This is a genomic window from Streptomyces sp. NPDC059582, assembly GCF_042735715.1.
In the GTDB taxonomy this organism is placed as follows: Bacteria; Actinomycetota; Actinomycetes; order Streptomycetales; family Streptomycetaceae; genus Streptomyces.
The window spans coordinates 51,710-65,435 of sequence record NZ_JBHWCC010000007.1; the positions used below are offsets into that span (position 1 = coordinate 51,710).

The window sequence follows — 13,726 nt, forward strand, 5'->3', positions numbered from 1 at the left end:
CCGGTCGCGCCCGCGCGCTACGCGGACAGGTGGCGTTCCACCGTCTCCACCTTGGAGGTGAGTCCGTCCGTCACGCCGGGCCGGATGTCGGCCTTGAGGACGACGGACACCCGCGGCGCCCGCGCCTCGACAGCGGCGACGGCACGCCTGACGACGTCCATCACCTCGTCCCACTCGCCCTCGATCGAGGTGAACATGGCGTCGGTGCGGTTGGGCAGACCCGACTCGCGGACCACGCGGACGGCGTCGGCGACGTACTCCCCCACGTCCTCGCCGACCCCCAGCGGGGTCACCGAAAAGGCGACGATCATGCGTTCACCTTTCCTTCCATGCGGGCGCGGGAGGCGATCACCGCGTCCTCGGCCTCGCGCCGGAGCCTGCGCTCGGCGAAGAAGCCGCCGGTCGGCAGGACCGAGAGGACGAAATAGAGCGCGGCGGTCCTCAAAGACCACTTCGCGCGGTTCCAGGCGTCCGCCCAGAAGATCACGTAGAGGATGAACAGGACGCCGTGGACCGACCCCATCACGGGCACCCCGTCGAAGTCGGTGGTCCGCTTCAGCACCGAGCAGAGGAGCAGGAGCAGGAAGGAGACGGCCTCCGGGGCCGAGACCAGTCGGAGGCGGCGGAGGGCGGTGGCGGTCTTGAGGTCCACGGGTCACCTTCGGTGGGATATTCGGCGGGAGTCAGGACGTCGACGGCTTGTGAACGCACGCACAAGCTTTCGTCCATTGTGGCAAACGTATCGGCGGGGGCCGGGAGCGGGTCCGGCCCGGACACCGACCGGCGTCCGTCCGGCTCGCGTACGGCGCCCATCCTGCTCCCGTCCGGCTTCCCCTAGGGGTGCGTTCAGGGACCTTCTCCACCCGTGGGCCCTGTCCGCGCGGCCGGGGGGAGGCTACCTTCGCAGCGTGGCGATGTTCCGACTTCAAGGCAGCAAGGTGCTCGCCGTCGACGTGACCGGGGACGCCGTGAAGGCGAAGAACGGCTCCATGGTCGCGTACGACGGGCAGATGGCCTTCAAGAAGCTCAGTGGCGGCGGCGAGGGACTGCGGGGCATGGTGACCCGGCGCCTCACCGGCGAGCAGATGACCGTGATGGAGGTGAGGGGACAAGGCACGTGCTGGTTCGCGGACCGTGCCTCCGAGATCAACCTCGTCAGTCTCCAGGGGGACAAGCTGTACGTGGAGTCGAGCAATCTGCTCGCGACGGACGCCGGACTGCGCACCGGCACCACGTTCACGGGACTGCGCGGTGCCTCGCAGGGCAACGGGCTGTTCACGACGACCGTCGAGGGACACGGCCAGGCCGCGATCACCTCGGACGGGCCGGCGGTGGTGCTCCGGGTCAGCCCGCAGTACCCGCTGACCGTCGACCCGGGCGCGTACATCGCGCACCAGGGGAACGTCCGGCAGTCCTTCCAGTCCGGCGTGACGTTCCGCACACTTCTCGGTGAGGGCGGCGGCGAGGCCTTCCAGATCCGCTTCGAGGGGGACGGCCTGGTGTACGTCCAGCCGAGCGAGCGGAACACGATCGCGGGGGATGTGTGACATGACCTTCCGTGAGATCAACTCGAAGATGATCGAGGCGACCGTCGTCCCGGGGCAACGGCTGTTCAGCCAGCGCGGCGCGATGCTCGCCTACAAGGGCGAGGTGTCCTTCACGCCCAACGTGCAGGGCGGCCAGGGCGGGATCATGTCGATGATCGGGCGCCGCGTCTCCGGCGAGGCCACCCCGCTGATGACCGTCGAGGGCAGCGGCACGGTCCTGTTCGGGCACGGCGGCCACCACATCCAGGTCATCGGCCTCACCGGCGACACGCTGTACGTCGAGGCGGACCGCCTGCTCGCCTTCGAGGGCACGCTCCAGCAGGGCACGATGTTCATGGGCTCGCAGGGCGGCGTGATGGGCATGGTCCGGGGACAGGTCACCGGCCAGGGGCTGTTCACGACCACGCTCAAGGGGCACGGCGCGGTGGCGGTGATGGCCCACGGCGGGGTCTTCGAGATCCCGATCACTCCGCAGCGGCCCGTCCACGTCGACCCGCAGGCCTACGTCGCCCACCACGGTGACGTCCGCAACAAGCTGTCGACGGCCCTGGGCTGGCGCGACATGGTGGGCCGTGGCTCCGGGGAGGCGTTCCAGCTGGAGCTGACCGGCAGCGGCGCGGTGTACGTCCAGGCCTCGGAGGAGAAGCTGTGAGCGCGTACGGAACTCCGGGCGGCCCGACGGTGCACGACCCGATGACGCTGCCCGTCGACGACAACGTCAACAACTACACCTTCTGCGTGGAGCTCAAGGGGAGCCAGTGGTTCCTGCAGAAGGGGAAGATGATCGCCTACTACGGCTCGATCGAGTTCAACGGCGTCGGGCACGGGCGATTGGACCGACTTGTCCGTACGTCGTTTCATTCGCCCCTGCACGCGAGCGACTGGGTCGTGGCGGAGGGCTCGGGCAAGATGCTGCTGGCCGACCGGGCTTTCGACGTGAACTCGTACGACCTCGAAGACGGCAACCTGACCATTCGCTCCGGCAATCTGCTCGCTTTTCAGCCAAGTCTCGCTCTCAAGCAGTCAATCGTGCCGGGTTTTCTGACCCTTATCGGAACCGGCAAGTTTGTCGCCGCATCTAACGGTCCGGTGGTGTTCATGGAGCCCCCGATCCGGGTGGACCCACAGGCGCTCGTCGGGTGGGCCGACTGCCCGTCGCCGTGCCATCACTACGACCATGGGTACATGACCGGCCTGATGGGCGGTCTACGTGCGATGACAGGCCTGGGCGGGGCCTCCGGGGAGGAGCACCAGTTCGAGTTCGTCGGGGCCGGCACGGTGCTGCTCCAGTCGACCGAGACCCTCATGGCCGAGCAGGCCACGGGGGCGGTTCCGCAGCAGGCCGGAGTGCCCGGTGGCGGCGGGGTCCCAGGTGGGCACGGGCAGCAACCGGGCGCACCGCGCCTTCCCGGACAGCTGGGAGACCTCCAGCGTCGCTTCGGGCTGTGAGCGGTAGTCTGCGGAGTGTGACATCGAACGCGTGCGCACCGTCACACCACCCTCACTAGTTCGCCTTTCAACATTTTAGGTAGACTTCATTCATGGAGACCGAAACGGCCACGCGCTGGCTGACCGATGCGGAGCAGTGCGCCTGGCGCACCCACCTGGAGGTCAACAGGCTGTTGAGTTACCAGCTCGAAAAGGACCTGCAGCCGTTCGGCCTGACAATGAACGACTACGAGATCCTGGTGAACCTCTCCGAGTCGGAGGACGACCGGATGCGGATGAGCGACCTCGCCTCCGCGACCCTCCAGTCCAAGAGCCGGCTCTCCCACCAGATCACTCGCATGGAGAACGCCAACCTGGTGCGCCGGGAGAACTGCGAGTCCGACCGTCGCGGACTGTACGCCGTCCTGACGGAACACGGCCTGGAGACGATGCAGAAGGTCGCGCCCCACCATGTGGCGTCCGTGCGGAACCACTTCATCGACCTGGTCTCCCCGGAGGCCCTGGCGGAACTCGACAAGGCTCTGAAGCCCATCGCGCAGCACCTGCGCGGGCAGCGGGGACGCCCCTGACGGCGCCTCCGGGTCGAACAGCGGCAGGCGGCGCCCGAACAGAGCTCCGCCTGCCGGCCCGTCCCTGACGAAGAGCGCCGCCGTCTCCTCGCGTACGCCCCGGCCCTGCCGACGAGCGTCGCCGTCTCCGCCCGTACGCCCGCCCGGCATGACGGTGCGCGGACCGGCGGACGCCGCAGCGAGGGGACGCCGAAGGGCCGCGACGGCGCCGGCCTGGTGCCGTTCGCCGTGCGCGGGCGCGGGCGCGGGCGCGGGCTGTGCCAAGAGGAGGAACACGCGGTCGACGTACCCACGGGCCGCGTGAGTCGGCCAGGGGGCGGGCGGACCGCCCCTGTCAGCCCTGCGTGAGTCCGGCCACCAGTTCGTCCGCCGCCCGGTACGGGTCCAGCTCGCCCGCCACGATGCGCTCCGCCAGCGCGCTCAGCCGGCGGTCGCCGTGCAGGTCTCCGATGCGTTCGCGCAGGGCGGTGACGGCGATGGTCTCGACCTCGCGGGCCGCGCGGGCCCGGCGGCGTTCGGCGAGGATGCCCCGCTCCTCCATCCAGGCCCGGTGCTTCTCCAGGGCCTCGACCATCTCGTCGATGCCCTCGGCGCGCGCGGCGACCGTCTTGACGATCGGCGGGCGCCAGTCGCCGGGGCCGCGGGACTCGCCGAGGCCGAGCATGTGGTTCAGCTCGCGCGCGGTGGCGTCGGCGCCGTCACGGTCCGCCTTGTTGACCACGTAGACGTCGCCGATCTCCAGGATTCCCGCCTTCGCGGCCTGGATGCCGTCGCCCATCCCGGGGGCCAGCAGGACCACCGAGGTGTCCGCCTGGGAGGCGATCTCCACCTCCGACTGGCCCACACCGACCGTCTCGACCAGGATCACGTCGCAGCCGGCCGCGTCCAGGACACGGATCGCCTGCGGCGCGGACCAGGCGAGCCCGCCCAGGTGGCCGCGGGTCGCCATGGAGCGGATATAGACGCCCGGGTCGGAGGAGTGCTCCGACATCCGGACGCGGTCGCCCAGCAGGGCCCCGCCGGAGAACGGGGAGGACGGGTCGACGGCCAGGACGCCGACACGTTTGCCCTGTTTGCGATACGCGGTCACCAGCACCGAGGTCGACGTCGACTTGCCGACCCCCGGGGAGCCGGTGAGACCGACGACGTAGGCGTTGCCGGTGAGCGGCGCCAGCGCCGCCATGACCTCCCGCAGCTGCGGGGACGCCCCCTCGACCAGGGAGATCAGCCGGGCCACGGCCCGCGGCCGGCCTTCCCTGGCCTGGGCCACCAGAGAGGAGACGTCCTGCATCACAGCTCCGTTCGCTTACGAGACGTACCGGGAACTCAGACCTTGGCTACCCGCACGATCAGGGCGTCACCCTGGCCGCCGCCACCGCACAGCGCGGCCGCGCCGACCCCGCCGCCGCGGCGCTTGAGCTCCAGCGCCAGGTGCAGCACGAGCCGGGCGCCGGACATCCCGATGGGGTGGCCCAGGGCGATGGCCCCGCCGTTGACGTTCACCATTTCCGTGGACACGCCGAGGTCCTTCATTGACTGCACCGCGACGGCGGCGAAGGCCTCGTTGATCTCGATCAGATCGAGGTCGGAGACCTCCAGGCCCTCCTTCTTGAGGGCGTGCATGATCGCGTTCGACGGCTGCGACTGCAAAGAGTTGTCCGGCCCGGCCACGTTGCCGTGGGCGCCGATCTCGGCGATCCACTCCAGGCCGAGCTCCTGCGCCTTGGCCTTGCTCATCACGACCACGGCGGCCGCGCCGTCCGAGATCTGCGAGGAGGTGCCGGCGGTGATCGTGCCGTCCCGGGTGAACGCCGGGCGCAGCTTGCCCAGCGACTCGGCCGTGGTGTCGCCGCGGATGCCCTCGTCCTTGCTGAAGACGACCGGCTCGCCCTTGCGCTGCGGGATCTCGACCGGGGTGATCTCGGCCTCGAAGACGCCGTTCTTCTGGGCGGCGGCGGCACGCTGGTGGGACAGGGCGGCGATCTCGTCCTGCTCCGGACGGCCGATGCCCAGGCGCGTGTTGTGCTTCTCGGTGGACTCGCCCATGGCGATGTTCTCGAAGGCGTCGGTCAGACCGTCGTACGCCATCGCGTCGAGCATCTCGACCGCGCCGTACTTGTAGCCCTCACGGGACTTCGGGAGCAGGTGGGGGGCGTTGGTCATGGACTCCTGGCCGCCCGCCACGACGATGTCGAACTCGCCCGCGCGGATCAGCTGGTCGGCCAGCGCGATCGCGTCGAGGCCGGACAGACACACCTTGTTGATCGTGAGCGCCGGCACGCTCATCGGGATGCCGGCCTTGACCGCGGCCTGGCGGGCCGGGATCTGCCCCGCCCCGGCCTGGAGCACCTGCCCCATGATCACGTACTGCACCTGGTCGCCGCCGATGCCCGCACGGTCGAGGGCGGCCTTGATCGCGAAGCCGCCGAGGTCGGCGCCCGAGAAGGACTTCAGCGAGCCCAGCAACCGCCCCATGGGCGTACGAGCGCCCGCGACGATCACCGAGCTGTTCGTTCCAGAAGACATGAGCTGCGATCCCCTTACCGGCCTGCACAGCCGAGGAGTGAACGAGGGTTTACTCGAATGTACTGAGCGGTAGTCCACCCGTCATCCGGCTGTCGGTGTGATCGCGCGCACGTTGCGTAACCACCTTCGGAGCGCTGCACTGGCAGCATGCTGACGCGAATCGACCACATCGGGATCGCCTGCTTCGACCTCGACAAGACCGTCGAGTTCTACCGGGCGACATACGGCTTCGAGGTGTTCCACTCCGAGGTCAACGAGGAGCAGGGCGTACGCGAGGCCATGCTCAAGATCAACGATACGTCCGACGGCGGCGCGTCGTACCTCCAGCTGCTGGAGCCGACCCGCCCGGACTCCACCGTGGCGAAGTGGCTCGACAAGAACGGCGAGGGTGTCCATCACATCGCCTTCGGCACGGCGGACGTGGACGCGGACGCCGCGGACGTCCGGGGCAAGGGCGTACGCGTCCTGTACGAGGAGCCACGACGCGGCTCCATGGGGTCGCGAATCACCTTTCTGCATCCCAAGGATTGCCACGGTGTACTGACAGAACTCGTCACTTCGGCACCGGTTGAGTCACCTGAGCACTGACCCTCGTACATATGGGCCGGTAGGGTTGGGGGCGGTCGTCGCTCACATCGGGGCGACCGCATGCCGGGGTCCGGGTTTCGGGGGACGAGCGTCGGGGCAGCAGCCCATGCTCCGTTGTCGATCTGACACCATTCCCCGGGGGCCCCGTTCGGCGGATGAACGGAGCTCGTAGGAGAAGCTTGCGACCAGGGGACGGATGGGACCGCGCAGTGCGGGGCTACGAGAGCCAGGAGCGAGAGCCGGCGGCTGACGTCGACCACCTCTCTCGGTTCGAGGCCGAGATGAAGCGGCTGAAGACCGAGCGGGAAAAGGCGATCCAGCACGCCGAGGACCTCGGCTACCAGGTCGAGGTGCTGCGCGCCAAGTTGCACGAGGCGCGGCGCACCATCATGTCCCGGCCCGCCTTCGACGGCGGCGACGTCGGGTACCAGGCCGAGCAGATGCTGCGCAACGCGCAGATGCAGGCGGATCAGCTGCGCCAGGACGCCGAGCGCGAGCTCAGCCAGACCCGGGCGCAGACACAGCGGATCCTCCAGGAGCACGCCGAACAGGCCGCCCGGCTCCAGGCCGAGCTGCACCAGGAGGCCGTGGCCCGCCGGCAGCAGCTGGACCAGGAGCTGGCGGAGCGCCGCCAGACCGTCGAGTCGCACGTCAACGAGAACGTGGCGTGGGCGGAGCAGCTGCGCGCCCGCAGCGAGTCGCAGGCCCGCCGACTGCTCGAGGAGTCCCGCGCCGAGGCCGAGCAGGCCATGGCCGCCGCCCGTGCGGAGGCCGAGCGGGTCACCGCGGAGGCCCGCCAGCGGCTCCAGAGCGACTCCGAGGCGACCCGCGCGGAGGCCGAGCAGCTGCTCCGGCGCGCCCGCACGGACGCCGAGCGCCTGCTGAACGCCGCCTCCACCCAGGCCCAGGAGGCCACCGACCACGCCGAGGCGCTGCGCACCTCCACGGCGACCGAGTCCGACACGGCCCGCCGCCAGGCGGGCGAACTCAGCCGCGCCGCCGAGCAGCGCGCCGCCGAGGCCGACTCGGCGCTGCGCGAGGCCCGCGCCGAGGCCGAGAAGGTGCTCGCCGAGGCCAAGGACGCCGCCGCCAAGGCGCTGTCCGGCGCCGAGTCGACGAACGAGCAGCGCACCCGGACCGCGAAGGAGCAGGTCGCCCGGCTGGTCACCGAGGCCACGAAGGAGGCCGAGGCCACCAAGGCGGACGCCGAGCAGGTCGTCGCGGACGCCCGTGCCGAGGCCGAGAAGATCCTCGCCGAGGCCGCCGACAAGGCCCGCAGCGCCACCGCCGAGGAGACCGCCTCCCAGCTCAGCCAGGCCGCGCGCACCGCCGAGGACGTCCTCAACCGGGCGCAGGAGGACGCGCGCAAGACCACCAAGGCGGCCTCCGAGGAGGCCGAGCGGATCCGCACCGAGGCGGAGACCGAGGCGGACCGGCTGCGCGCCGAGGCGCACGACATCGCCGAGCAGCTCAAGGGCGCGGCGAAGGACGACACCAAGGAGTACCGCGCCAAGACGGTAGAGCTCCAGGAGGAGGCCCGCCGGCTGCGCGGTGAGGCCGAGCAGCTGCGCTCCGACGCGGTCGGCGAGGGCGAGAAGATCCGCGCCGAGGCCCGGCGGGAGGCCGTCCAGCAGATCGAGGAGGCGGCCAGGACCGCCGAGGAGCTGCTCGCCAAGGCGAAGGTGGACGCGGACGAGCTGCGCCAGAGCGCCACCACGGACAGCGAGAAGGTCCGCACCGAGGCCATCGAACGCGCCACCACGCTGCGCCGGCAGGCCGAGGAGACGCTGGAGCGCACCCGCAAGGAGGCCGAGCGCAACCGCGACGAGGCCACCGAGCAGGCCGAGGGCATCAAGGCGGACGCCGAGCGGGCCGCGGCCGAGCTGCGCGAGGACACCGAGCGCGCCATAGCGGCCCGGCAGGCCGAGGCCGCCGACGGGCTGGCCCGGCTGCACACGGAGGCCGAGGACCGGCTCGCGTCGGCCGAGCAGGCACTGACCGACGCCCGTGAGGAGGCCGCGCGGATCCGCCGCGAGGCCGCCGAGGAGAACGACCGGCTGCGCACCGAGGCCGCCGAGCGCATCCGCACTCTCCAGGCACAGGCCGAGGCCGAGGCCGAGCGGCTGCGCGACGAGGCCGCCGCCGACGCGTCCGCCTCCCGGGCCGAGGGCGAGAACATCGCCGTACGGCTGCGCTCGGAGGCCGCGGCCGAGGCCGAGCGGCTGAAGACGGACGCCCAGGACACCGCCGACCGGGTGCGCTCGGAGGCGCAGGCCGCCGCGGAGCGACTGGCGACGGAGGCCTCGGAGACGCTGGCCGCCGCCCAGGAGGAGGCCGTCCGGCGCCGCCGCGAGGCCGAGGAACTCCTCGGTTCCGCCCGCCAGGAGGCCGACCAGGAGCGCGAGCGGGCCCGCGAGCAGAGCGAGGAACTGCTCGCGTCGGCGCGCAAGCGGGTCGAGGACGCCCAGGTCGAGGCCGTACGGCTGGTCGAGGAGGCCGACCGGCGCGCCACCGAGATGGTGTCCGCCGCCGAGCAGCACGCCCAGCAGGTACGGGACTCCGTCACCGGGCTGCACGACCAGGCGCAGGAGGAGATCCAGGGGCTGCGCTCCGCCGCCGAGCATGCGGCGGACCGGACCCGCCGGGAGGCCGAGGAGGAGGCGGACCGGGTCCGCGCCGACGCGTACGCCGAGCGGGAGCGGGCGAGCGAGGACGCGACCCGGCTGCGGCGCGAGGCGCACGAGGAGACCGAGGCCGCCAAGTCGCTCGCCGAGCGCACCATGGCGGAGGCGATCGCCGAGTCGGAGCGGCTGCGTTCGGAGGCGTCCGCGCACGCCCAGCAGGTGCGCACCGAGGCATCGGACGTCATCGCCCAGGCCGACCAGGACGCGGCACGCGCCCGAGCGGACGCCAGGGACGACGCCAACCGCATCCGGTCGGACGCGGCGACGCAGGCGGACACGCTCATCACCGAGGTCACGGCCGAGGCGGAGCGGCTCCAGTCGGAGACGGCCGCGGAGGCCGAGCGGGTCCGGACCGAGGCACTCGCCGCGGCCGAGACGCTGATCGGGGACGCCACCGGGGACGCGGAGCGGCTGCGCGCCGAGGCCGCCGACACGGTCGGTTCCGCGCAGCAGCACGCCGAGCGGATGCGTTCCGAGGCCGCTCGGGTGCGTACCGAGGCGGCGGAGGAGGCCGAGCGGCTGGTGTCAGCGGCGCGCGAGGAGGCCGAGCGCACCCTCGACGAGGCCCGCCAGGACTCGCACAAGCGGCGTGCGGAGGCGGCCGAGCAGGTCGACACCCTCATCACGGAGACCGCGGCCGAGGCGGACAAACTGCTCACCGAGGCCCAGCAGCAGGCGCAGCAGGCCACGGCGGACGCGGAGGCCCAGGCCGACACGATGGTCGGCGCGGCCCGCACCGAGGCCGAGCGACTGGTGTCCGAGGCGACGATCGAGGGCAACGGACGGGTGGAGAAGGCCCGTACGGACGCGGACGAGTTGCTCGTCGGCGCCCGCCGGGACGCCACCGCCATCCGGGAGCGCGCGGAGGAGCTGCGCGACCGCATCACGACCGAGATCGAGGAGCTGCACGAGCGGGCCCGCCGCGAGGCCGCCGAGACGATGAAGTCGACCGGCGACCGCTGCGACGCGCTCATCAAGGCGTCCGAGGAGCAGCTCGGCAAGGCGCAGGCGAAGGCCAAGGACCTGGTGTCGGAGGCCAACTCCGAGGCCGGCAAGGTGCGGATCGCCGCCGTCAAGAAGGCCGAACTGCTCCTGAAGGAGGCCGAGCAGAAGAAGGCCTCGCTGGTCCGGGAGGCCGAGGAGCTCAAGGCCGAGGCGATCCGCGAGGCCAGGCAGACGGTCGAGGAGGGCAAGCGCGAGCTGGAGATCCTGGTGCGGCGCCGCGAGGACATCAACGCCGAGATCTCCCGTGTCCAGGACGTCCTGGAGGCGTTGGAGTCTTTCGAGACCCCGGGCGGCAAGGACGGCGGGGTCAAGGCGGGCGCGAGCGTCGGCGCCCCCCGCGCGGGGGGCAAGCCGACCGAGGGCTAGCGGATTGTGAGAGTTCCGTTAAGCCTTGGGGCCTTTGACCGGGTTTTTGGCAAGCTGTCCGGCGGCGAGCCACTCAAAAGGGGTGTCATTCTCCAGATCAAACACGTATCCGCTCGATGACACACCGCTCCGGCCCCTAGGATTCCACCTATCACCTCACCGGTCTCATTCGACAGGAACCCCATGAGCGACACTTCCCCCTACGGCTTCGAGCTTGTGCGGCGTGGGTACGACCGCGCTCAGGTGGACGAACGCATCTCGAAGCTCGTCTCCGACCGTGACAGCGCTCTGGCCCGCATCACCGCTCTCGAGAAGCGCATCGAGGAGCTCCACCTCGAGACGCAGAACGCCCAGGCTCAGGTCACCGACGCCGAGCCGTCGTACGCCGGTCTCGGCGCGCGTGTCGAGAAGATCCTCCGCCTCGCCGAGGAGGAGGCCAAGGACCTGCGCGAGGAGGCCCGTCGCGCGGCCGAGCAGCACCGCGAGCTCGCCGAGTCGGCCGCCCAGCAGGTCCGTAACGACGCCGAGTCGTTCGCCGCCGAGCGCAAGTCCAAGGCCGAGGACGAGGGCGTCCGCATCGTCGAGAAGGCCAAGAGCGACGCCTCGCAGCTGCGCTCCGAGGCCCAGAAGGACGCGCAGTCCAAGCGCGAGGAGGCCGACGCCCTCTTCGAGGAGACCCGCGCCAAGGCCGCGCAGGCCGCCGCCGACTTCGAGACGAACCTCGCCAAGCGTCGCGAGCAGTCCGAGCGCGACCTGGCCTCGCGTCAGCAGAAGGCCGAGAAGCGTCTCGCCGAGATCGAGCACCGCGCCGAGCAGCTGCGTCTGGAGGCCGAGAAGCTGCGCACGGACGCGGAGCGTCGCGCCCGTCAGACGGTCGAGACGGCCCAGCGCCAGGCCGAGGACATCGTGGCCGACGCGAACGCCAAGGCCGACCGCATCCGCTCGGAATCCGAGCGCGAGCTGGCGGCACTGACGAACCGCCGTGACTCGATCAACGCCCAGCTGACGAACGTCCGCGAGATGCTCGCCACGCTCACGGGCGCCGCGGTGGCCGCCGCCGGCACCCCTGCCGACGACGAGCCGATCTCCCGCGGGGTCCCGGCCCAGCAGACCCGGTGACACCGTAGCGAAACCGAGGCCCGTACCCCTCCCCCGTGGGTGCGGGCCTTCGGCGTACGGCCGTCGCCACGCCGTCGGACGCTGTTTGCCCACCCGGGTGGCAGCCGCCCAACGGCCGCCCTAGCGTGGGCGCATGATCGAGCTCGAGGGGCTGACCAAGCGGTACGGCGAGAAGGTGGCGGTCGACCACCTGACCTTCACCGTCAGACCGGGCATCGTCACGGGCTTCCTCGGGCCCAACGGGGCGGGCAAGTCGACCACCATGCGCATGATGCTCGGCCTGGACCGGCCGACGGCCGGTGACGTCCGGATCGACGGCAGGCACTACGACCACCTCAAGGACCCGCTGACGTACATCGGCGCCCTGCTGGACGCCAAGGCCGTGCACGGCGGGCGCAGTGCCTTCAACCATCTGCTGTGCCTCGCCCAGAGCAACGGCATCCCCCGCAGCCGGGTGCACGAGGTGCTGGACACCGTCGGGCTCACCGCGGTCGCGAAGAAGAAGGCCAAGGGATTCTCGCTGGGTATGGGTCAGCGGCTCGGGATCGCGGGGGCGCTGCTCGGCGATCCGCGGATCCTGATGTTCGACGAGCCGGTGAACGGTCTCGACCCCGAGGGCATCCACTGGATCCGCAACCTGCTGAAATCGCTGGCCGCGCAGGGCCGGACGGTGTTCGTCTCCAGCCACCTCATGAGCGAGATGGCGCTGACCGCCGATCATCTGGTCGTCATCGGCCAGGGGCGGCTGCTCGCCGACACCTCCATGGCCGACTTCATCCAGCAGAACTCCCGCTCGTACGTCCGGGTCCGCACCCCGCAGCGCGAGCGGCTGCTCGACGTGCTCCACGAGGCCGGGATCACGGTCGTGGAGTCCGGCAGCGGTGTGCTGGAGGTGGACGGCGGCAAGCCCGAGCAGATCGGGGAGCTCGCCGCGCAGCACCAGCTCGTGCTGCACGAGCTGAGTCCCCGGCAGGCCTCCCTGGAGGAGGCGTTCATGCAGCTGACCGCGGAGTCGGTCGAGTACCACGCGCATGCCGACACGGCGCTGCCGCAGCAGTGGGACAACGTCTGGGAGAGGGGCTGAGCATGGCGGCGGCACAGGTCGTGAGGTCCGAGTGGACGAAGATCCGCTCCGTGGCGTCCACGGTGTGGACGCTCTCCCTCACCGTCGTGGTCACCATCGTCCTGGGCATGCTGATCTCGGCGCTGTCCAGGAGCGAGTTGGACAAGATGAGCCCGCGGCAGCGGCTGTCCTTCGACCCGACGTTCATCAGTTTCGCGGGGATGAGTCTCGGACAGCTGGCGATGATCGTGTTCGGGGTGCTGGTCGTCTCCAACGAGTACAGCACCGGCATGATCCGCACCTCGCTGGCCGCCGTGCCGCAGCGCGGCACGTTCCTGTTCAGCAAGATCACGGTCGCCGCCGGGCTCGCCCTGGCCGTCGGGCTGGTCACCAGCTTCGCCGCGTTCTTCCTCGGGCAGGCCGTGCTCGGCTCGCACCGGGCGCAGATCGGCGACCCGGGTGTGCTGCGGGCGGTGATCGGCGGCGGGCTCTACATGACCCTCATCGCGATGTTCTCGATGGGCGTCGCCGCGATGCTCCGCTCCCCGATGCTGTCGCTGGGCATCCTGATGCCGTTCTTCTTCCTGATCTCCAACGTCCTCGGCAACGTCGACGCGACCAAGAAGATCGGCCGTTTCCTGCCCGACCAGGCCGGCAGCCGGATCCTTCAGGTGGTCCCCCGGGCCGGCGACGACACCCCCTACGGCCCCTGGGGCGGCCTCGGGATCATGCTGCTGTGGGTGATCGCCGCACTCGCGGGCGGTTACCTGCTGCTGAAGAGACGCGACGCCTAGTAACCGTGCTGACCTG

General features: G+C 70.9%; 13 protein-coding genes. 9 read left to right on the forward strand and 4 right to left on the reverse strand.

Annotated elements, in window-relative coordinates; all coding sequences use genetic code 11:
• Nucleotides 1-17: 17 nt before the first annotated feature.
• Nucleotides 18-311, reverse strand: coding sequence for an MTH1187 family thiamine-binding protein (locus ACFV0T_RS08845; RefSeq protein ID WP_385776024.1), 294 nt, complete (start codon nt 309-311; stop codon nt 18-20).
• Nucleotides 308-652, reverse strand: a complete 345-nt coding sequence (locus ACFV0T_RS08850; protein ID WP_385776026.1) for a DUF3817 domain-containing protein — start codon at nt 650-652, stop codon at nt 308-310. Before ACFV0T_RS08850 ends, ACFV0T_RS08845 begins: the two co-directional genes overlap by 4 nt.
• A gap of 262 nt (nt 653-914) precedes the next feature.
• Here ACFV0T_RS08850 and ACFV0T_RS08855 point away from each other — a divergent pair, with 262 nt between their 5' ends.
• From ACFV0T_RS08855 to ACFV0T_RS08870, 4 genes are all read left to right on the forward strand, one after another.
• Nucleotides 915-1,547 (forward strand): AIM24 family protein, encoded by a 633-nt coding sequence (locus ACFV0T_RS08855; RefSeq protein WP_385776316.1) that lies wholly within the window; start codon nt 915-917, stop codon nt 1,545-1,547.
• A gap of 1 nt (nt 1,548) precedes the next feature.
• Entirely contained in the window at nt 1,549-2,199 is a 651-nt protein-coding gene (locus ACFV0T_RS08860; protein WP_385776028.1) for an AIM24 family protein, read from the forward strand.
• Complete coding sequence (locus ACFV0T_RS08865) at nt 2,196-2,996, forward strand: AIM24 family protein (protein WP_385776030.1); 801 nt, start codon at nt 2,196-2,198, stop codon at nt 2,994-2,996. The genes ACFV0T_RS08860 and ACFV0T_RS08865 overlap by 4 nt, the downstream gene beginning before the upstream one ends.
• A gap of 92 nt (nt 2,997-3,088) precedes the next feature.
• Nucleotides 3,089-3,565, forward strand: a complete 477-nt coding sequence (locus ACFV0T_RS08870) for a MarR family winged helix-turn-helix transcriptional regulator (protein WP_385776032.1) — start codon at nt 3,089-3,091, stop codon at nt 3,563-3,565.
• 334 nt (nt 3,566-3,899) lie between these two features.
• Here the strand turns inward: ACFV0T_RS08870 and meaB are convergent, their stop codons facing one another.
• Nucleotides 3,900-4,856: a methylmalonyl Co-A mutase-associated GTPase MeaB gene (gene meaB, locus ACFV0T_RS08875; protein WP_385776034.1), complete on the reverse strand. Its 957-nt coding sequence runs from the start codon at nt 4,854-4,856 to the stop codon at nt 3,900-3,902.
• A 35-nt stretch (nt 4,857-4,891) separates the two neighbouring features.
• The gene (locus ACFV0T_RS08880) at nt 4,892-6,091 is read right to left on the reverse strand and encodes an acetyl-CoA C-acetyltransferase (protein ID WP_385776036.1); all 1,200 of its coding nucleotides are present in this window, start codon (nt 6,089-6,091) and stop codon (nt 4,892-4,894) included.
• Nucleotides 6,092-6,238: 147 nt separating this feature from the next.
• Here ACFV0T_RS08880 and mce point away from each other — a divergent pair, with 147 nt between their 5' ends.
• From mce to ACFV0T_RS08905, 5 genes are all read left to right on the forward strand, one after another.
• Entirely contained in the window at nt 6,239-6,679 is a 441-nt protein-coding gene (mce, locus tag ACFV0T_RS08885; protein WP_385776037.1) for a methylmalonyl-CoA epimerase, read from the forward strand.
• 209 nt (nt 6,680-6,888) lie between these two features.
• Nucleotides 6,889-10,734: a polarized growth protein Scy gene (gene scy / locus ACFV0T_RS08890; protein WP_385776040.1), complete on the forward strand. Its 3,846-nt coding sequence runs from the start codon at nt 6,889-6,891 to the stop codon at nt 10,732-10,734.
• A 183-nt stretch (nt 10,735-10,917) separates the two neighbouring features.
• On the forward strand, nt 10,918-11,853 hold the full coding sequence (locus ACFV0T_RS08895) for a cellulose-binding protein (protein ID WP_385776042.1): 936 nt from the start codon (nt 10,918-10,920) through the stop codon (nt 11,851-11,853).
• Between the two features lie 133 nt (nt 11,854-11,986).
• Entirely contained in the window at nt 11,987-12,937 is a 951-nt protein-coding gene (locus tag ACFV0T_RS08900; RefSeq protein WP_385776044.1) for an ABC transporter ATP-binding protein, read from the forward strand.
• 2 nt (nt 12,938-12,939) lie between these two features.
• Nucleotides 12,940-13,710 (forward strand): ABC transporter permease, encoded by a 771-nt coding sequence (locus tag ACFV0T_RS08905; protein WP_385776046.1) that lies wholly within the window; start codon nt 12,940-12,942, stop codon nt 13,708-13,710.
• The last annotated feature ends 16 nt before the right edge of the window (nt 13,711-13,726 follow it).